24 protein-coding genes are annotated in these 19231 nt (G+C 58.9%); 10 read left to right on the top strand and 14 right to left on the bottom strand.

Going from position 1 to position 19231, the window contains the following annotated elements; translation table 11 throughout:
• Positions 1-25: 25 nt before the first annotated feature.
• The gene (gene dmeR / locus QA648_RS03285) at positions 26-298 is read right to left on the bottom strand and encodes a Ni(II)/Co(II)-sensing transcriptional repressor DmeR (protein WP_104822405.1); all 273 of its coding nucleotides are present in this window, start codon (positions 296-298) and stop codon (positions 26-28) included.
• Positions 299-674: 376 nt separating this feature from the next.
• Between dmeR and QA648_RS03280 the strand changes: the two genes are divergently transcribed.
• Positions 675-1163, top strand: coding sequence for a GNAT family N-acetyltransferase (locus QA648_RS03280; protein ID WP_104822404.1), 489 nt, complete (start codon positions 675-677; stop codon positions 1161-1163).
• Positions 1164-1200: 37 nt separating this feature from the next.
• Here QA648_RS03280 and QA648_RS03275 read toward each other — a convergent pair whose 3' ends face one another.
• Positions 1201-1818 (bottom strand): C39 family peptidase, encoded by a 618-nt coding sequence (locus QA648_RS03275; protein WP_283051201.1) that lies wholly within the window; start codon positions 1816-1818, stop codon positions 1201-1203.
• A gap of 374 nt (positions 1819-2192) precedes the next feature.
• On the opposite strand from QA648_RS03275, the gene QA648_RS03270 reads away from it, so the two are divergent.
• A complete protein-coding gene (locus QA648_RS03270; RefSeq protein ID WP_283049592.1) occupies positions 2193-3656 on the top strand; it encodes an AAA family ATPase in 1464 nt (487 codons plus the stop codon).
• A gap of 50 nt (positions 3657-3706) precedes the next feature.
• On the opposite strand, the gene QA648_RS03265 is transcribed toward QA648_RS03270, so the two are convergent.
• The 4 genes from QA648_RS03265 to QA648_RS03250 form a co-directional block, all read right to left on the bottom strand.
• A complete protein-coding gene (locus QA648_RS03265; protein WP_283049590.1) occupies positions 3707-4621 on the bottom strand; it encodes a cytochrome c in 915 nt (304 codons plus the stop codon).
• A 109-nt stretch (positions 4622-4730) separates the two neighbouring features.
• Positions 4731-5174, bottom strand: a complete 444-nt coding sequence (locus QA648_RS03260) for a cytochrome c (protein ID WP_104822401.1) — start codon at positions 5172-5174, stop codon at positions 4731-4733.
• A gap of 9 nt (positions 5175-5183) precedes the next feature.
• Positions 5184-5336 carry a hypothetical protein gene (locus tag QA648_RS03255; protein WP_260303412.1) on the bottom strand — a complete coding sequence of 51 codons (153 nt, stop codon included), beginning with the start codon at positions 5334-5336 and terminating at the stop codon, positions 5184-5186.
• Positions 5333-5968 (bottom strand): LysE family translocator, encoded by a 636-nt coding sequence (locus QA648_RS03250; protein ID WP_104822400.1) that lies wholly within the window; start codon positions 5966-5968, stop codon positions 5333-5335. Before QA648_RS03250 ends, QA648_RS03255 begins: the two co-directional genes overlap by 4 nt.
• 128 nt (positions 5969-6096) lie before the next feature.
• Between QA648_RS03250 and QA648_RS03245 the strand changes: the two genes are divergently transcribed.
• On the top strand, positions 6097-6798 hold the full coding sequence (locus tag QA648_RS03245) for a YafY family protein (RefSeq protein ID WP_104822399.1): 702 nt from the start codon (positions 6097-6099) through the stop codon (positions 6796-6798).
• Between the two features lie 137 nt (positions 6799-6935).
• Here QA648_RS03245 and QA648_RS03240 read toward each other — a convergent pair whose 3' ends face one another.
• The 3 genes from QA648_RS03240 to QA648_RS03230 form a co-directional block, all read right to left on the bottom strand.
• Positions 6936-7442 carry an anthrone oxygenase family protein gene (locus QA648_RS03240; protein WP_104822398.1) on the bottom strand — a complete coding sequence of 169 codons (507 nt, stop codon included), beginning with the start codon at positions 7440-7442 and terminating at the stop codon, positions 6936-6938.
• Between the two features lie 84 nt (positions 7443-7526).
• A complete protein-coding gene (locus QA648_RS03235; protein ID WP_283049586.1) occupies positions 7527-8381 on the bottom strand; it encodes a metallophosphoesterase in 855 nt (284 codons plus the stop codon).
• A gap of 112 nt (positions 8382-8493) precedes the next feature.
• Complete coding sequence (locus QA648_RS03230; RefSeq protein WP_104822396.1) at positions 8494-9096, bottom strand: superoxide dismutase; 603 nt, start codon at positions 9094-9096, stop codon at positions 8494-8496.
• A 256-nt stretch (positions 9097-9352) separates the two neighbouring features.
• Between QA648_RS03230 and QA648_RS03225 the strand changes: the two genes are divergently transcribed.
• Both QA648_RS03225 and QA648_RS03220 read left to right on the top strand, forming a co-directional pair.
• Positions 9353-10003, top strand: a complete 651-nt coding sequence (locus QA648_RS03225; RefSeq protein ID WP_104825024.1) for an aspartate/glutamate racemase family protein — start codon at positions 9353-9355, stop codon at positions 10001-10003.
• A gap of 166 nt (positions 10004-10169) precedes the next feature.
• Positions 10170-10676, top strand: coding sequence for a hypothetical protein (locus QA648_RS03220; RefSeq protein WP_283049583.1), 507 nt, complete (start codon positions 10170-10172; stop codon positions 10674-10676).
• Positions 10677-10717: 41 nt separating this feature from the next.
• On the opposite strand, the gene QA648_RS03215 is transcribed toward QA648_RS03220, so the two are convergent.
• Both QA648_RS03215 and QA648_RS03210 read right to left on the bottom strand, forming a co-directional pair.
• Positions 10718-11062 carry a nuclear transport factor 2 family protein gene (locus QA648_RS03215; RefSeq protein WP_104822394.1) on the bottom strand — a complete coding sequence of 115 codons (345 nt, stop codon included), beginning with the start codon at positions 11060-11062 and terminating at the stop codon, positions 10718-10720.
• Positions 11049-11351, bottom strand: coding sequence for a hypothetical protein (locus tag QA648_RS03210; protein WP_158704426.1), 303 nt, complete (start codon positions 11349-11351; stop codon positions 11049-11051). The genes QA648_RS03215 and QA648_RS03210 overlap by 14 nt, the downstream gene beginning before the upstream one ends.
• Positions 11352-11407: 56 nt before the next feature.
• Between QA648_RS03210 and QA648_RS03205 the strand changes: the two genes are divergently transcribed.
• Complete coding sequence (locus tag QA648_RS03205) at positions 11408-12649, top strand: MFS transporter (protein WP_104822393.1); 1242 nt, start codon at positions 11408-11410, stop codon at positions 12647-12649.
• On the opposite strand, the gene QA648_RS03200 is transcribed toward QA648_RS03205, so the two are convergent.
• The 3 genes from QA648_RS03200 to QA648_RS03190 all read right to left on the bottom strand — a co-directional run bounded on the left by QA648_RS03200 (position 12646) and on the right by QA648_RS03190 (position 14147).
• Positions 12646-12897, bottom strand: coding sequence for a DUF1488 domain-containing protein (locus QA648_RS03200; RefSeq protein WP_104822392.1), 252 nt, complete (start codon positions 12895-12897; stop codon positions 12646-12648). The two genes, QA648_RS03205 and QA648_RS03200, sit on opposite strands and share 4 nt — an antisense overlap.
• Before the next feature lie 71 nt (positions 12898-12968).
• Positions 12969-13091: a hypothetical protein gene (locus QA648_RS03195; RefSeq protein WP_260303411.1), complete on the bottom strand. Its 123-nt coding sequence runs from the start codon at positions 13089-13091 to the stop codon at positions 12969-12971.
• 168 nt (positions 13092-13259) lie between these two features.
• On the bottom strand, positions 13260-14147 hold the full coding sequence (locus QA648_RS03190) for a branched-chain amino acid aminotransferase (protein ID WP_104825023.1): 888 nt from the start codon (positions 14145-14147) through the stop codon (positions 13260-13262).
• A gap of 208 nt (positions 14148-14355) precedes the next feature.
• Between QA648_RS03190 and QA648_RS03185 the strand changes: the two genes are divergently transcribed.
• From QA648_RS03185 to zwf, 4 genes are all read left to right on the top strand, one after another.
• Positions 14356-15396, top strand: a complete 1041-nt coding sequence (locus tag QA648_RS03185) for a zinc-dependent alcohol dehydrogenase family protein (protein WP_283049580.1) — start codon at positions 14356-14358, stop codon at positions 15394-15396.
• A 106-nt stretch (positions 15397-15502) separates the two neighbouring features.
• Complete coding sequence (locus QA648_RS03180; RefSeq protein WP_283049578.1) at positions 15503-16567, top strand: patatin-like phospholipase family protein; 1065 nt, start codon at positions 15503-15505, stop codon at positions 16565-16567.
• Positions 16568-16759: 192 nt separating this feature from the next.
• A complete protein-coding gene (gene tam, locus QA648_RS03175) occupies positions 16760-17530 on the top strand; it encodes a trans-aconitate 2-methyltransferase (RefSeq protein ID WP_283049576.1) in 771 nt (256 codons plus the stop codon).
• A 197-nt stretch (positions 17531-17727) separates the two neighbouring features.
• On the top strand, positions 17728-19227 hold the full coding sequence (zwf, locus tag QA648_RS03170) for a glucose-6-phosphate dehydrogenase (protein WP_283049575.1): 1500 nt from the start codon (positions 17728-17730) through the stop codon (positions 19225-19227).
• Positions 19228-19231: the final 4 nt, after the last annotated feature.

Raw genomic sequence — 19231 nt, 5'->3', positions numbered from 1 at the left:
CCGTTGGATATCCCAAAGACTCTGATCAGCGCAGATAGGTCTTCAGCACATCGGATATTTCATCGACCGCCTGACGGCGGGCCGGCTCGCTTTCGGCTTCGAGCACGTGCTCCCGCAAATGATCTTCCAATATCTCGCCGGTCAGTCCTGTCAGGGCGCCGCGGATGGACGCGAGAAGCTGCAAGACCTCCCCGCAGGGCCGCTCAGCCTCCAACGCCCGCTCCACCGCCTCCATCTGCCCCTTGAGGCGGCGGACGCGGGAAAGAAGCTTGGCTTGCTCACGGACAGTATGGGACATGTCGGCCTCATCTATAATATAGGGGGGTATACTATAATTCCCACTGGAAGAAAACCCACCCTTAGCGATGCGCGGGGTGCGATAGACTGACGCGTACGATCTTAATGCCAACGAGCCGAACCCCCGGGAGCATTGCCGCCGCGCCTTGTCCGATCGTGCCTGCGGGAAGGAGCGTTAACTCTCCCCATTGACAAATCCGCCATTCCAGATCATCTATGCGCCCATGATCACGCACGCGCTCCACAATCGCTCGTATTTTTGGCTGTACCTGTAAGGGGCGGCCGGGACAGATCATATTGTCAACAAGCCGCCGTCAGGCGGCTTTGTTGTATCGGCAGCGTCCTGACGGCATATTCGAAAAAGGACGCAAGACCTCATGCTGGACGATAGCGAAATTTCACTTCTCCGCCCGCCTGTCATCACCATCCGCAGCGCGCATCCGCGCGATTTGCCGGAGTTGAACGACATGATCCGGCTGCTCGCCGCCCATCACGGCGATCCCTCCGCCGCGACGCCGGAACAGCTCGAACGAGATCTCTTCGGCCCCGTGCCGTGGATCACCGCGCTGGTGGCGGAAGGTGAAACCGGGCTGATCGGCTACGCCATCCTCGTGCCGCTCTACCGGGCGCAAGAAGGCCAGCGCGGCATGGACCTGCACCATCTCTTCGTGCGTGACGGCCATCGCGGCCATGGCATCGGTCAGCATCTCGTCGACCGCGCTCGCGAGATCGCCCGCAAGGCCGGCTGCGGCTACCTCTCCGTCAGTGCCTCGACCGGCAATGTCCAGGCACACCGCTTCTATGAACAAATGGATTTCAAGCCGCGCCCGGTCACCGGCATGCGCTATCTGCAGGCGCTTGCATGAGACAAACTATGCCGGGATCGCCAGAGATCTTCCGTCTTTAGAGATCGATGACGATCCCTCGTCCGGCGAAGAACCGGTCGAATATCGCCAGGGGCAATTCGACATTTTCACGCGTTGCGGACTCATGCCCGGAGGGATTGTGAAAGCGGATCGTGTCTGAGTTGACCGCCGTCACAAGGACAAGGTGTCCGCCCTTCGACGGCGGCTCGGTGTCCGGCCAGCGAATGGAGTGGTGGACGGAGGCGATGAAGAATTCGGATTGGGTCAGAATATCGCCGATATCTGCGACGGGAATTCCGGTGACGACCCTCGTGTTCAGGCCAAACCGATCTTTGACGAAGGGCACGAACGGCGCATAGATCAGCCCTTTGATCTTGCCATCCGGTTCTTCGACATAGCCGCCATAGTCCCGGCATCCCATGGCCAGATCCACGGTCGGCATGATTTCGCCCGTACGCGCGGCAAGAATCATTTTCAGGCAGGCCATGCCACACAGATTGCCGGCCCAGCGGGCATAATCCTCGACATCCCGCGCCCCCGAACCTGCCCAAAGCGGGTCCTTTAGCAGCGCGGCTCGCGCTCCTTCCGCTAGCACCGCCGTGGTCATATCAGGCGTCTCCCACTGGCTGAAATAAGGAATTCTGCGCTCTGCCATTCCGCCCATGATCACCCGCCTCTGCTCTGCAACCGAAATTGGTTGCGCTATAAACTTCAACCAAAATGTGCTAGAAAAAAGACCTGCCCTCTGGATCTCAGCCGAGGATACGTCTTGGAGCAGCGGTTCACTTTTGACGGGGTGGGCTTCCCCTCGCGTTCCGTCGCGAGGCCCTCTGAGATCGTTGTGCGCATAACTGCGAAGGATAAGAAATTGAATCCCGACATCAGATAAAAATTGCAATATCAGGGGTAAGCTATTGACGCAGCACGTCCAATGCTCAAATTTACAACTACCACACTGCTATAAAAGTAATTTCAAACCTGTATTTGCACATCATCTCACATGGTCATCTGAACATCATGAACTCTGCAATGGATGCGTTAGCGGCTTGGAACGAACTTACCCGCACAATTAACCAGTTTAGGCTTGAGACACCGGCACTGGCGCAAGATACCAACTTGCAAGACTTCGATAAGTCAATGCAGCTTTCTGCACTCGCATTTTTGCTATTAATTTGCTCTGCGGAAAAATACACTATAAGCGACGCCGAAACGGCAATAATTAATACAATTCTTAGCGAAACTTATTCAAGTACACACTACAACAACCTCTTATATAACGCGAAAAGCCGAGATTTTCTACATAACTCGGCCATTTCGATCTTCACCTGCATGATGCAGATCGCTGCAAATTGGCAGCTTAGCCAAACCGGCGATTATATTGCAGCCAACGATCTCGTCATTCCGACGGTGGAAAAGATGGCATACGCGCTTTTCCTTGCAGACAACGCGATAAAACAGCAAGAGCTCGATGAGCTTTCCAAGCTTACTGGGCCGCTTCGGAATGTCGCTCAAGACTTGGATGCCGAACTAAAAGCCAAGAGAGCCGCTTTAGAGGCAAAGCCCGACGTTAATATCCACGCGGCTTCAAATGTGTCCGCAAACGGCACCGCGAATAAATCGATTGGAACCAGCGCTGCGGACAATTTGGAAGGATGCCTGCAAGAGCTAAATGCCCTCGTAGGCCTCCAAAACGTCAAGCTCGAAATCGAAAGCCTCGTCAATCTGGCAAAGATAATATCGCTTCGCCGGGAGAAAAATCTGCCAGTGCCAAATGTCATGTTCCACTTGGTATTCACCGGCAATCCAGGAACCGGGAAAACAACCGTTGCACGCTTGATTTCGCAAATCTATCGGCATCTTGGGCTGGTATCCAAGGGTCATCTAGTCGAAGTTGACCGGTCCGGGCTCGTTGCCGGTTTTGTTGGCCAAACCGCAGCGAGAGCGCGCAACGTTGTCGATAACGCGACGGGTGGGATTCTGTTCATTGATGAAGCCTATGCCCTTAAGAGTCGCTCCGAAAATGATTATGGGCAGGAAGCTATCGAGACGATCTTAAAATTGATGGAGGACAGACGCGATGATCTTGTTGTGATTGTCGCGGGATACACCGACAAGATGGCCGAGTTTTTGGATGCAAATCCGGGTCTCAGATCACGGTTTCCAAGAGTTATCGAGTTTTCCGACTATACTGCCGAGGAAATGCTCGAAATATTTCTGCGCGCGGCCCGAAAAGATCACTACGAAATCAGCGCCGATGCTAAAGCGCTGATACTTGAGGCATTTCAGGCTCGCAGCAATTCAAAGCCTGCTTCATTCGCAAACGGTCGCGAAGCTAGAAATCTGTTCGAGCGGGTGATCATGATGCAGGCCAACAGGATTGCCACTTCAATACAGATCACGGAAATAGAACTTATCACGGTTGACCGCCGTGACGTCGAACTGGCACTTACCTCACCAGCAAAGGAATTGAACGCGTTTGCAGATGCGGGCTGATTGGCAGCGTCTACACTACTCTCCCGTCTCTTCAGTTCGGACGGCAAGTCTCACCGCGCCGGCACCGCCTTCAGATAGGCGGCGATCGCCTCGCGGTCCGAGGCCGGCAGGCGGGCGATGTTTTGCTGGACTTCGGCCATCGAGCCGCCGACACTATCGAAATCGGGGGTGAAGCCGGTCTCCAGGTAGTTGGCGATATCGCCGGCGCTCCAGCCGCCCATGGATTTCGAACCGGGGGTGATGTCGGGGATGCGGCCCTTGCCTTCCGGGTTCGGGGCGCCGGCGAGCCACTGGTCCCTCAGAAAGCCGCCAAGCCCATCGCGCGGTGTGTGGCACTCGCCACAATGGCCGGAGCCTTCTACCAGATATTGGCCGCGCTTGATCTTGTCGTCGGCATTGGCGATGACAACGCGGGGCTGATCGTTGAAATAGAGGAACTTCCAGCCGCCGAGCGGCAGCCTGATGTTGAAGGGGAACGGCAGTTCATGCGGCGGCGCGACGTTGTTGCTCTTCGGTAGTGTCTTCAAGAAACCCCAGAGGTCGTTGATGTCCTTGTCGCTCATGCGCGTATAGGAGCCATAGGGGAAAGCCGGATAGAGATGTTCGCCGTTTTTCCCGACGCCGCGCTTCATGGCGTTGCCGAACTCCGCAAGCGTCCAACTGCCAAGGCCGGCCTTTTCATCCGGTGAGATATTGGGGACATGAAACGTGCCGAAGGGACTCTTCAGCGCCAGCCCACCCGACAGAACCAGTTTGGCATCGCCCTGCGCACCCGGCGCGGCATGACAGCTCGTACAGCCGCCTGCCCAGAACACCTGTTCGCCATTCTTGATATCGGGATCGCCCAAATTCGCCCAATGGCTGGCCGGCAAGGGCGACGGCGCGGTGACGACATAGAAAGCGCCGAAGCCGAAGATGACAACGCCGATCAGACAGAGCAGCCACCGGACAAATCGCGCAACCATGCCTCGCACTCCCCCGCATTCAGCGTGCACCGAAAAATACTAAAATCCGCATCGGCAGCAAAGCCGATGCGGATGCTTGAATTGATTTCGGGCTATGCCGACCTACCGCTCAGTCCTTCTTGATGCGGTAGGCCTGATGACAGGCGCCGCAATCGCCGCCCAAGGTCTTCAGCGTGGCACCGACGCCAGCCTGATCGGCCGGGAGCTGGGCAAGCGCGGTCTCGGCGTTGCTGGAGAGCTTGTTAGCCTTGGCCTTGAAGTCACTGAAGTTATCCCAGATCTTCGGATTGACCTCGGCATCGGTCTTGTCGCTGTTCGGGCCAAAATGGTCAGGGAAAGCCTTGGCGTTCTCGGCGATCGTCATCAGCGCGGCCTTGACGACCTCGGCGTCGTAGGGCTTGTCGCCCTTGGCGATGGCGCCGAGAGCGCCGGCAGCACCGCCGACCTTCTTCATCACGGCTATACGGGAATCATGCGTGCCATCGGCCGCAACGACGGAACCAAAGGCGACGCCGGCTAAAACCGTCGCAGCCACAATTGCTTTCCATTTCATACATCTCTCCTACGTGATCAGGACCGCAAATGCGGCCGGCGCGTTGTCACGGCCCACATGTTTGCCGGTTTCCGCGCCGGCAATGAAGTCACAAAGTGGTGAGAGCTGAGCAAAATCAGCGTCATATTTCAGACATATACCAGATTTCGCGCCGGAAATCACGTCGCCCTCCATCCCTCCCAGACGGTGAAGACGGAAACTGCGAAAAGGAGCAGGCCGGCGACGCGGCCGGCAAAGGCGGTCGCCTGGGGATTGGCGACCAGCAGATCACGGCTGCGTCCGGCGGTGACCGCGAGCCCGCCATAGACGGCAAACTGCGTGACAATGGTCATCAGCCCCATGATGGTCGCTTGTACCCAGATCGGGCCGTAATCCGGTTTCAGAAACTGCGGATAGACGGCGAACACGAAGAGGTAGGCCTTGGGATTCATCATGCAGGTCACCGCTCCCTGACGAAAGGCCCGCCAGGTGGAGCGGCTGCCGGCTGGTCCGTCGTGGCCGACCGTGATCGAGCTGCGCATCAACGTGATGCCGATAAAGGCCATGTAGGCGGCGCCGGCAACGAGCAGCGGATTGAAGAGGATCGGTACGAAATGCATCAGTAGGCCGACGCCAAGCGCGCCGTTCAGCGAATGCACCACGCCGCCGAGCATGATGCCGCCGGTGGCGGCCAATCCTCTGTTGCGTCCGCCGGTCAGCGCATTGGCGAGTACGAAGAGCATATCCATGCCCGGCACGATAATGATGCCGAAGAGGAGGAGAAAGAAGAGCCAGAGATTTTCGCTGTAGTCCATGTCAGTTGCCCATTGTTTCCTGCGAGTGCGCCGCAGAGGAACCTGTTGATTTTCAAGCTAATAGGAAGTTTTATAGATCAACCCAACTGACAGGGTGTTGTCAGGAGCCTTCAAATCGCGAGGGTGAAATGCGCAAGGCATCGCGTCTGTTCGAGATCATCCAGATCCTGCGGCTGGCGAAAAAGCCGGTGACGGCGGCTGTCATTGCCGAGCGGCTGGAGGTGACGGTGCGCTCCGTCTATCGCGATATCGTGGCGCTGCAGGCTATGCGCGTTCCAATCGAGGGCGGGCGCGGCATCGGCTATATCTTGCGCCCCGGCTTCGACCTGCCGCCGCTGATGTTTTCGATCGAGGAGATGGAGGCGATCGTACTGTCGCTGGCGCTCTTGGAGCGCACCGGAGACAATGAGCTCAAGCTCGCGGCCAAGCGCGTCAGCGCCAAGATCGCAGGCGCGGTGCCGCCGCCGCTGCGTCAGACACTCGATGCCAATGCGTTGCATGCCTGGGGCTTTGCTGCCCCCTCGGCCGCTGCCATCGACCTCGCGCTGGTGCGCCGCGCCATTCGCGACGAGGAGAAACTCGATCTCTCCTACCGCGACGAATTGGGCCGCGCCACCGAGCGCACCATCCGTCCCATCGCCCTCATCTATTATTCCGAAACCGCCAATATCGTCGCCTGGTGCGAGCTGCGCCAGGCCATCCGCAATTTCCGCAGCGACCGGATCGAAGGCTGCGAGGCGACCGGACTGTGGTTTAAGGGCGAAGGCGATGGATTGCGACAGACCTGGGTGAATGGGTGGCAGATCAACACCTCAGCCGCAGCCGGCTGAGGTGTTCAGAGATGCTGAGGTGCGGTCGGGTCTTAGACGACCATGCCGCCAGAAACTTCGATGCGCTGGCGACGGCGCCCTTCATTATCGCATATGCTACGGCGGAGATGCGGATGGCAGCGGAATAGGGACAGGCGCTAGAGGGCAACCGCGGTCACCAACAGAATAAAAGCGAGCAATCCCAAGGCAGCGCGCGCGGCATGCGACCATTCCCAGCGGTCGCGCAGCATGGTCCAGTCCGGTTTGGTGGTCGTTTCGAGCCGATGGCCGCCAAATGGATCGTGGGAGAAGAAACCGGCCCCCAGCCCTTTCAGCTCGGCATCCTTGAGCCAGAAATTGTTGACCGGCTGCGTCAGCAACCAAAAGACGGCGTGCATGACGACCATCGCGGCAAAGGCGGCGGCGAACAGCCAGAAGGCCAACGTGTTGGCTGGCGTCAGGAACAGGAGAAGCAGAAGCAAAAGAGCACCGATCGGCTCGGTAACACCGCCGATCGTAAAGCCCGGATAATAAATGCGCTGAACCGTCAGATAGTCTTCCTTGGACAGCCGCATCTTGCCCGGCAATTCCAGCAAATGCGCCAATGCCAGCGCCATGGCGACTGCGACGACTAAGATTGTCAGAATTTGCAATGTCGGAAACATCGGCTCCGCCTCAAAGCAGCTTCGGTTCCTAAACTTCTATCGGTGCGGATCGTTCCCTACAGGTTCAAAGGTGCCGAAGGTCATTTAGGCGCCCTGTAGTGCCAACACCCTGTTCTCCTCACGTCCGAATCCTTCAATTTCCAGCCGGTCCTCGTAAACCGAGACGATCGCATAGGCATTACTGTCCTCGGTATCGACCATGCCTTTGAAATTGATGAAATAGGTGCCGTCGACAAAGCCGAAATTGCCTTCATGATTATGGCCGCTGAGGTAGGCGACGACATGATCATGTTCGGCGAGCAGCGCCAGCATACGGTCGCTGTCGAGCGCGTTATGCGAATTTTCCGGGAAAATCGGGTAGTGGTTCATGATGACCACCTTCTCGCCTGCGGCTTTCGCCTTGAGTAGTTTGGCGGTGAGCCAGGCATGTTGCGTATCGCTGATGGCGGCATTCCAGCGCTGCGAATTCGGCGCGCCGGCCTCATGCAAAGCCTTCATCAACAGCTTAGCCTCCGCCCGGCGTGGATCGCCCTCCGGCGAGGCGAAAAGGCTGATTTCATTGCCATCAAGCACGATGAAACGATAACCGCCGTGAGCGAAGTCATAATAGGCAGACGGCATGCCGACACGGGCTGCGACTTCCGTCAAATGCTCCGGCGCGACGGCAAAGTCATGATTGCCGAGCAGAAAATGCCGCGCGTGCCGCAAGGTCTGGTAGACGGGCAAAACCGCGTCGAAACTCTCCCAGCGGCCGTCGATGATATCACCGAGAGTGACGACGAAGGCGAGATCGTGCCGGTTGAATTCCGCAATCGCCTCTTTCAGTTTGGCGAGGCTCTTCGCCGGGTAGCGATCAAGTGCAAGGTTGGGCTCCAAGGCGGCGTATTGCGGATCGGCGACGACACCGAAACGAAAGAGCGGAGCGGTGGGAGACGGCATGCGGCCTCGCTGAGAAAGTAGCCGACAGCAATGAGACGCTCGTCAGCGGCAGATACGAAAACACCCGACGCTATGCAGCGCCGGGTGTGAAAGCAAGCCGAGACGGCAAAGCTTATTTCGTGGCGGCTTCGTAGCGTTCCAGGACGTAGTCCCAGTTGATCAGGCTGTCGATGAAGGCCTCGAGGTATTTCGGACGCAGATTGCGGTAGTCGATGTAGTAGGAGTGTTCCCATACGTCGACGCCGAGGATCGGCGTGGCGCCATGAACGAGCGGGTTTTCGCCGTTCGGGGTCTTGGAGATTTCGAGCTTGCCGTTCTTGACGGAAACCCAGGCCCAGCCGGAGCCGAACTGGGTGGCGCCGGCAGCGGCGAAATCGGCCTTGAACTTGTCGTAGCCACCGAGATCGGAAGCGAAGGCTGCTTCGAGCTTGCCCGGAAGCTTGTTGCCGCCGCCGCCCTTCTTCATCCACTTCCAGAAATGGATGTGGTTGTAGTGCTGGGCAGCATTGTTGAAGAGACCGGCATTGGTGCCGAAGGACTTCTTCACGACCTCTTCGAGAGAGAGATCGGAAAGACCCGCTTCAGCCGCCAGCTTGTTGCCATTGTCGACATAGGCCTTGTGGTGTTTGTCGTGGTGAAACTCGAGGGTTTCACGCGACATGAAGGGGGAAAGCGCTTCGTAATCATAGGGAAGTTCAGGCAATTCGAAAGCCATGGTCTTATCTCCTCTTGGCAAAAAATTGCGTCGGCAGGTGATCGGGAACATAGGAGGGGACGGTGTGAAGGGCAACCGGCGACATGCCAAAAAATCATGAGGTCGAGGAAAATTTACCCTTGTTTGCGCTGCTATTTTTGCCGCTCCTGGCATGGCAACGCCGATGGCGAAAAAAGCGATCAAATCAAGCCATGGTGAAGCGCAAGCGGAGCCGTTAGGATTTCCCGTCATATCACTCGATTTTCAAAGATTGCCCATGCTCATCGCCTGCCTGCACACCGCCGAAAGCAACATCGCCATCTACGACGAGGCGGCAAAGGAACTTGGCCTACCGGCCGGCGCTCTTCGACACCATGTCCGCGCCGATCTTCTCTTTGCCGCCGAACGGGCGGGCGGACTGACGCCTGAGATCGAGGCGGAAACGGCTGCGGTCCTGCAGCAGCTTGCACAGGACGCTGATGCCGTCGTGCTCAACTGCTCTACCCTCGGCCCTGCGGCACTGCTAGCGGCAAACACGTCGACGGTGCCCATTGTCAGAGCCGATGGCGCGCTCGCGGAAAATGCGGTGAAATCCGGCGGCAAAGTCGCGGTCCTCTGCACCACCGAGACGACCATCGCTCCAACCACCCGCCTCTTCGAAGAGGCAGCGAGAACGACAGGCGCTGAGATTGATCTCCGCCTGATCAAGGGCGCATGGGCGCTATTCCGGGCCGGTGAACAGGACGCTTATCTGACAGGGATCGCCGATGCAGCGGCCGCGGCCTATCGTGAAGGGGCGAAGACGGTGGTCTTCGCGCAGGCATCTATGACCGGTGCGGCGGCACTGTTGGGTAACGAATATGCGCGGCCTATGACCGGTCCGACCGTAGCACTGGAGGCGGCTATGACGGGAATTGCCGTAAGCTAAACATGACAGCGTCCGAACTTGCGGTTCAACATCGGGTGAACAGCCATTGACAGCCTACCAACTAGTAGGTTAAGCATTCGGTCATCTGAGGGCGAAGCTTATAAAAGCGTCCGTAGCTTGCCTCTAAAAACTACCTACTAGTCGATATACAAAAAGGAAATCTACCATGTCCGCTCCTCTTTCCTTGCTCGGCGAACTTCATACCGTCATCAGCTTCGTACCGATCGTTGCAGGGCTCTACAGCTTTGCCAGGCATGGCGGCATCAAGCCTGAGATGCGGTCGGGACAGATCTATCTCGGTGGATTGGCGCTGTCGGTGGTGACCTCCTTCGGACTCTCATCCACAGGCGGGTTCAATCCGGGGCACGCGCTCGGCATCATGGCTCTGCTGGTGGCATCAGTAGCAATTTTGGTGGGAAGAGTGAGCTTTCTCGGTCGGCTGCGAGCTTATCTGAAGGCGTTCGGCCTGTCCTTCACCTATTTCCTGCTCTGGGTTCCCGGCATCAACGAAACACTCTCCCGGCTGCCGCCGTCGCATCCGATCGGCAACGGTCCGGATTCGCCGCCAGTGCAGATGGCTTTGCTCATCTGGCTGATCCTGTTTGCCGCCGGCAGCCTCCTGCAAGCCTGGACGATCCATCGCGGTCATGCGCCATCTCGGGCGAGAGCGTAAGCTGAGTGAAGGGCCGGCTTTTTGAGCTGGCCCGCTATTTCCTAGACATCGCGTCCAAAGTAGACGTTCACCTCTGCGATCCTGTCGCCGGTAAAGCGGATCATCTCCACATTGCGAAAGCTGCCTCCGTCCATCTTTTCGGCGCGATAACCGACGATCACCTCGTCGCGGTCCGGCACGAGATGTTCGATATGAATGGCGCGGAAGACCTTCTCCTTCGGCCAGCAATGTTTAAAATATTGGTCGCGGTCGATGTGATCGTCGCGCGGGCTGGAAAAGGTAAAATCGCTTGTCAGCATCGGGCGGACGACATCGGGATGTTGGGCGACATAGGCGGCATAGAGCCGCCGCACCGTGTCGCAACGGGCATTATCAAGAGTGCTCATGGCGCATCTCCTCTCTCTGGCGGCCGTTTCGGATATCGAGTTGGTCGCCAGCAATCCGATTGCAAAATGCAATCAGTTTTATATCATGAGATGACAGAACCGACAAGGCGCTTTGCGGACTTGGCATAGCCAGCGGCGTGGTCCAGACTATCGTCATAATCGACATCAACAGGAAGCCGTCGCCATGTCGGAGGCTCGTCAAATATTGGAAAAATTGCTCCGCCTTGCGGGGAAGTACCGGCTCGGTCGTTCCGATCTCTTCAGCCGCGGCGACCTGCTTGCCGGGCATATCCTCGCGGCCGGCCGCCGGGAATTATTTTATGCGTTGAATGCAAAGGCCAAGAAATGACTGCTGAGACACGATGGGAAGCGGCCGCGCCGGCCGAGCCGGAAACCGCTTATTGGATGCGGAATCTGATCATCTGCCTCATCGGCTCCTTTACCACCATCGTGGCGATGACACTGCTGCTTCCCTTCCTGCCGCTCTATGTCGAGGAGCTTGGCGTCACCGACAAGGCGGCGATCGTGCAATGGTCCGGCATCGCCTATGGCGCCACCTTCTTTGCCGCCGCCTTCGTCGCGCCTCTCTGGGGTCGGCTCGGCGATATCTATGGCCGCAAGCTGATGTTGGTGCGCGCGAGCCTCGGCATGACGGTGGCGATCTCTCTGATGGGAATGGCGGGCAGCGTCTGGCAGTTGGTGGCGCTGCGCCTGTTTACCGGGTTGGCTGGCGGCTACGCCTCCGGATCGATGGTGCTGGTGGCGACCCAGACGCCGAAAAATCGCTCGGCCTGGGCGCTCGGCGTATTGTCTTCCGGGATCATGGCCGGCAATCTGGTCGGACCGCTGATCGGCGGCGCCCTGCCACCCATCATCGGCATTCGCGGCACCTTCCTGCTGGCGGGCGGCGTGATCTTTTTCACCTTTCTCGCGACCACCTTCCTGATCCGGGAAGAGAAATCGCCAGCGCGAAAGAAGGCAGCGAAGGCAAGTGGCGGCTGGGCTTCCATATCAGACAAACGGCCAGCCATCGCCATGTTGTCGATCGGCCTGCTGCTGATGCTCGCCAATATGTCGATCGAGCCGATCATTACCGTCTATGTCGCCCAGTTCGTCGAGGGCGCTCACGTCACGATGATTTCGGGCGTGGTCATGGCTGCGGCCGCACTTGGCAGTATCCTGTCCGCCTCATGGCTCGGCAAGCTTGCAGATCGCATCGGCCATTGGACTGTGATCATGGCAGCTCTCGCGGTCGCGGCACTGCTGTTGATCCCGCAGGCTTTCGTGACCTCAGCCTGGCAATTGATTGCGCTGCGCTTTCTGATGGGCATCGCGCTTGGCGGGCTGCTGCCTTGCATCACCGCCGTCATCCGCCACAATGTTCCGGACGCGGCGGCCGGCAGCATTCTTGGCCTCTCGATCTCCTCGCAGTATGTCGGTCAGGTGGTCGGCCCTGTTTTGGGCGGCTTCGTCGGCGGCCATATCGGCATGCGCGCCGTGTTTCTCGGCACCTGCGTGCTGCTGGCGATCGGCGCGATCTATTGCTGGTGGGTCAGCCCGAAGAAAGAGCCGAAAGAAATTCGTTAGCGGAAATCATTCGCGGTCAGGATGTATAGGCGTCGGCTACCATAGCCATAGGCCCTTTTGGCGACCTTCTGGATCGCGTCGCGTTCGGCGTCGAAGGCGGCAAGGTAACCTGCTTCGGTATTGGCGTCCGGAAAGACATCCGCTTCGACGAGAAACGGAACCTCAAACATGCCGTCGTATCCGCTAAACCGGATACGACGCGCCGAGGCATCATAACTGCGGCTGCGGTTCGGAAAGCTCAGACTCATCGCCGACCTCCTCTGAAACAAAGCGTCCCCGACGGTCCCGTAGGAACCGGCGGCTTCAATCGCTCCTGACGTCACCAAGTGAACCCGAACAACATTGAATAGATGACGAACCCGGTGGCGGCGATAACACAGAGCTGCAAAAACAGCCTGTAATAGTCGAAGAGATAGACAGAAGGGGGAAGAGATATTTTCATGGCGGCCTCCTCAATAGCTTTGCCGGCCCACCTCATTTTACCACAAATGCTATCTTCACACCGCCCAATTTAACTATGTCCGACCGCAGATGAAATCGACTCCGGAGCGCGCGAGCGCTTCCAACGTTTCGCGCGGCACATTACCCTTCCCTATCTAAGAGAAGGGTTTCACTCTTCGCTGGCGCTGCGCCCGTAAGCCCAGTCCATGTAAAGTTCCAGCGCCTTGCGGGCGATCGGACCCTGCTGGAATTCGCGGTCGTCGAGACGGTTGACCGAAACCACCTTGGAATAGTTGCCGGTGGTAAAGATCTCGTCGGCTGCCATGAATTGCTCAACCGAGAGCGTCTCCTCCCGCACGTCAAACCCTGCCTGGCGCAACAGGCCCATGACACGGGCGCGGGTGATGCCAGCGAGGAAGGTGCGGTTGGCGACCGGCGTGTAGATGATGCCGTCTTTCACCATGAAAACGTTGGACGAGGCAGTCTCGACGACATTACCGTTCATGTCGCGCACCAGCGCATTGTCGAAGCCGCGCTTCTTCGCTTCCACGATCATGCGGCCGCTGTTCGGATAAAGCGAGCCGGCCTTGGCGTCGGTCATGGCGGTTTCCGGCGACGGGCGGCGGAAGGGCGAGACAGTCAACGTCACGCCGCCATGGCCGCCCAGCGGCGCTTCGAACAGGCAAAGCGCGAAACAGGTCGATTCTGCATCGACGGCGACGACACTTCCCGCCGAGCCGTGTTCACCCCAATACATCGGCTTGATGTAGATCGGCGTCTTGCCGTCGAACTTCTCCACGCCTTCCCAGGCGAGCGCTTCGATTTCCTCAGCGGACTTGAGCGGCTTCAGGCCCATGGCGAGCGCGGAGCGGTTGACGCGCTGGCAGTGGAGGTCGAGATCGGGCGCGATACCGTCGAACCAGCGGGCGCCGTCGAACACGGTCGAGCCCAGCCACATGGCGTGCGATGTCGGGCCGATCAGCGGCGGGTTACCGGTGAGCCATTCTCCATCGACATAGGTCCAGGTTGTGGTGCGGGGGGATGTATCGACGGCCATGATGATTTCCTCCTGAAAGCGGCAAGAAGGAAAAACCTGCACAACCTGGGGGTCAAGCGGAAACTTCCGCTTGAAATCCATTCGCAACAAAGCGCCGGAAGCCGCATTCCCCGCGCAATTTTCATGCGCCGAAACAATAGCTTGACGAATGGATGAATCAGGAAAAATGATGGACGACACCAACTGCGGCAGAATGCGTGAGAGTCCCATGAAAGCGATGTATTACGAGGCCTTCGAGGCCACACCCGATATTCGTACCCTTCCTGACCCAACGCCCAGCGAGGACGGCGTCGTGATCGCCATCGGCGCCACGGGGCTTTGCCGCAGCGATTGGCATGGCTGGATGGGCCATGATCCCGATATCAAGCTGCCGCATGTGCCCGGCCATGAGCTTGCCGGCAAGGTGGTAGCGACCGGCCGGGGCGTCGTTCGCTTCAAGGTCGGCGACCGTGTCACCGTGCCCTTCGTTTCCGGCTGCGGCCATTGCGCCGAATGCCATTCCGGCAATCAGCAGGTCTGCCCGAACCAGTTCCAGCCCGGCTTCACCCATTGGGGGTCCTTCGCCGAATATGTGGCGATTGATTATGCCGACACCAATCTCGTGCACTTACCGGAGACGATCGACGATGCGACGGCGGCGAGCCTCGGCTGCCGTTTCGCCACGTCTTTCCGCGCCGTCGCCGACCAGGCTAGGACGCGTCCGGGCGAATGGATCGCGGTGCATGGCTGTGGCGGCGTCGGCCTGTCCGCCATCATGATCGCGAGCGCGCTCGGCGCGAATGCCATCGCCATCGATATTTCCGACGAGAAGCTGGCTTTCGCCCGCGAATGCGGCGCGGTAGCGACGATCAATGCGGCTGGTGTGGCCGATGTCGCTGAGGCTGTGCGGGAGATCACCAAGGGCGGCGCGCATGTGTCTATCGATGCGCTCGGCCATCCCGTCACCTGCTTCAATTCCATCAAGAATCTCCGCCGCCGCGGCCGGCATGTGCAGGTCGGCCTGATGCTGGGCGAACATGCGGCGCCGCAAATACCGATGGCGCAGGTGATCGGCCATGAGCTGGAGATTTACGGCAGCCATGGCATGCAGGCCTGGCGTTACGACGCCATGCTGGACATGCTTGCCGCCGGCAAGATCGCCCCACAAAAGCTGATCGGCCGCAAAATCAGTCTGGAAGAGGCCGTGCCAGCGCTGATGGCGCTGGACAAGGCGGAAGGTACGGGCATCAGCGTGATTACACGTTTTTAGGCATTCTCTCCCCTCCACAAGAGGTAGGCGAGAACGCTCCGCTTTCATTGATCGATGCAATGCCGCTGCTATCTTTGCCGACGGGCAGATATAGGAGGGGAATTCCATGGCAGTGCGGTTCATCCTATCCATCGACGGCGGCGGTATTCGCGGGCTCATTCCGGCGCTCATCGTTGCCGAGCTCGCGAAGCGGCTGAACGGCTTGCCGATGTACAAAGCCTTCGATCTGATCGCCGGCACGTCGACCGGCGGCATCATCGCAGCCGGGCTCACCTGCCCGCACCCTTCCGGCAACGGCGATGCCGCCTGCACGCCGGATGATCTCGTCAAGCTCTATGCCAAAGAGGGACAGGATATTTTCGGCACGACGCTGGCGTCGAAAATCATCAATCTCGGCGGACTGGCGGAGGAGCGTTACGATGCGACGCCATTGGAAGCGAAGCTGCAGGTCCGGCTGGGAGCCGCCGAGATCGCCGCCGGACTGACCAAAGTGCTGATCACAGCTTACGACATCAAGGCGCGCCAGGCGCTGATCATGTCCAATTCCGACGATGAAAACAGCCATTTCCGCTATTGGGAGGCTTGCCGCGCCACCTCCGCCGCGCCGAGCTATTTCGAGCCGGCGCTGATCGAAAATTTCGCCAAACCCGTCGATGATCCGAACCGCTCCGTCCCCTTGATCGACGGCGGCGTCTTCGCCAACGATCCTATCCTCGCCGCCTATGTCGAAGCCCGTAAGATGGGCTGGGAGAAGGGCAACAACTCCGTCGTGGTTCTGTCGCTCGGCACCGGCCAGCAGAACCGTCCTATTCCCTATCAGCAGGCAAAAAGCTGGGGCGCACTCGGCTGGATCAACCCCGCCAACGGTACGCCGCTGATTTCAATCCTGATGCAAGGCCAGGTATCGACCGCCTCCTACGAGGCCAATTCGCTGCTCAACCCTGCCAAGACGAAGATGGTTGACGGGTCGACGCAGGTCACACCGGCCAATGTGGGCAAGCTTGCCTATTTTCGCATCGACGGCGCGCTCGTCGGCGCCAACGACGAACTGGATGATGCCTCTGACGGCAACATCGACGCACTGACGAACGTCGCGCAACAACTCATCGCCCGCAATACGGCAGGGCTGGATGAGGTGGCAAAGCGCATCCTGGCGGTGAAGGGAAAATAGAAGCTGTCGCAACTGTTCTAAGCGCGTTTCCCGCCAACCCGATCAGCGATTTCCTGGGCCATTTGCCGCACGAGGGTCGAAATTTCACCCCTGGCGATCTCGCCCATGAAATGATCAAACTCCACAGGCCCAATATCGACAAGGTCCGGGTCCACTCGTATCGGGCATACAATCTGATGAAGAGGATAAGTCATGGCATGGTCTGCCGGCCAATATGTGAAGTTCGAGGATGAACGCACGCGCCCGGCGCGTGACCTACTCGCGCAGGTGCCGTTGGAGCGCGTAGATCGCGCTATCGATCTCGGCTGCGGGCCTGGCAACTCGACGGAGCTGATCGTCGAACGCTACGGTGCCGCCGGCGTTTCCGGGCTCGACAGCGACGAGAACATGCTGGAGGCGGCCCGCAAGCGCATGCCCGGCACGGAGTTTCTCAGGGCCGATCTTGCCACTTGGCAGCCGGAAGAACCTGTCGATCTGCTTTTTGCCAACGCCGTTTTCCAATGGCTGCCTGATCACATCGACATTTTCGAACGGCTGATGGACGGGTTGAGGCCAGGCGGCGTGCTCGCCATCCAGATGCCAGACAATCTGACCGAACTCAGCCATTTGATGATGGAGGAGACAGGAAAAGACGGCCCCTGGAGTGAGGCCTTTGCCAGAAAGAGCGTGCGCCGCAGCCCGCTTCCCTCACCCTCGGCCTATTATAATCGGCTGATCGGCAAGTCGGCCCGCGTCGACCTCTGGCACACCAACTACAATCACCCATTGGAAAATGCCGCCGCCATCGTCGAATGGGTCAAGGGCACGGGCCTGCGCCCCTATCTCGATCATGCCGGGCCTGAGCATGGCGACGCTTTCGCGGCCGACTATCTCACACGCATCGAAAAGGCCTATCCGCCACTGGTGGACGGCAAAGTCCTGCTGCGGTTTCCACGGCTGTTTATGATCGCCGTGAAGAAGTAGGGCCTATATAGCATTTATGCCGTGGCGACGCCCGCCGATGGGATCATGCCTCACAGCGCAACCCTTTCGAAAAGCGATTCCGGTTTTCTCGATCTTGGGTTAGAACATCCTCGCCCAAGCACGAACGCAACCGGCTGAAGGAGAAGATGCATGTCGTCCAGAAACCTGATCTCCCTATTCCAGACGGAGGTGCATTCATGACCGGCTTCACCGTTCCCCCCGCTCCTCCGCTGACGCTCGTGATCTTTGGTGCAACCGGCGACCTGACGCGTCGGCTACTGATGCCGACGCTGATCAACATGACCAAAGCCGGCATGTTGGGCGACGACGTGCATGTGCTCGGTGTCAGCATCGAACCCGGTGGCGACGAGTTCCTGGTCGAGCGTCTTGACACATTCCTCGCCACGAACGGAATGGAGCAAGCGCAGCAGAGCGACGCCTGGCAGAGGTTGAAGACGCGCATCTCATATATATCCGGAGACTTCACGCAGGGCGCAATCTATCAGGAGATCACCGATCGACTGCAGCATGCGCCGAGCGCCAATGCCGCTTTCTATTTTGCCGTGCAGCCGCGCTTTTTCGGCGACATCGCCAGCCGCCTGGCCGAGCATGGGCTTCTTGACGAAACCGCCGGCGTCTTCCGGCGCATCGCCATCGAGAAGCCGTTCGGTCATGACCTCGCTTCGGCGCAGATGTTGAACGCGACGCTTCTGCACAGCGCGGACGAGAGCCAAATCTATCGCATCGACCATTTCCTCGGCAAGGAAACGGTGCAGAACATCATGACGACGCGCTTTGCCAACATGATGATCGAAGCTCTGTGGAACAACAACTATGTCGACCATGTGCAGATCACCGCCGCGGAATTGGTGGACGTCGGCACGCGCGGCAAGTTCTACGACGCCACGGGCGCTTTGCGCGATATGGTGCCGAACCATCTGTTCCAGCTTCTTGCCATGGTGGCCATGGAACCGCCGAACAGCTTCGACGCAGAATCCGTCCGCAACGAAAAGGGTAAGGTGCTAAAGGCGCTGCGCCACTATTCGCGAGACGAGGCGGCGAAAAACGCGGTGCGCGGCGCCTACACCGCCGGGCCACTCGACGGCAAGGATCTGCCGGCCTACACAGAGACGCCGGATATCGCGCCAGACAGCAATACCGAAACCTACGTGGCGCTGAAACTTTTCGTCGACACCTGGCGCTGGGCAGGCGTGCCCTTCTATCTGCGCACGGGCAAGGCCTTGAGGGCCCGTGACACTGAAGTCGTCATCACCTTCCGGCAGGTGCCTTTCGCGCAATTTCCCCGGGCGGCCGCGCGACCGGACCTGCCACCGAACAAGCTGATTATTCAGGTGCAGCCGAACGAAGGGCTGCAGATGGGGATCTCCATCAAATCGCCGGGGCTGGTCCTGAAGACCTCGCCGATCGAGCTCGACTTCCGCTATGCCGACCATTTCGACATCGGTCATCAGACGGGCTATGAATCGCTGCTCTACGAACTCTTCGTCGGCGACCAAACCCTGTTCCAGCGCGCCGACAGTATCGAAGCCGGCTGGGCGGCCGTGCAGCCTTTTCTCGATCTCTGGGCCGACGGCGGCAAACCCGATCCTTATGCGCCGGGCAGCATGGGACCGGCCTGCGCAGACGAACTCATCGGACGCGACGGCCGCGTCTGGCATCGGATTGGAGACGATTGAGGCG

Source organism: Rhizobium sp. CB3171, assembly GCF_029714265.1.
Taxonomy (GTDB): Bacteria; Pseudomonadota; Alphaproteobacteria; order Rhizobiales; family Rhizobiaceae; genus Rhizobium.
The sequence above is the reverse complement of the archived record's forward strand: the minus strand, read 5'-3'. Positions and strand labels throughout refer to the sequence as shown.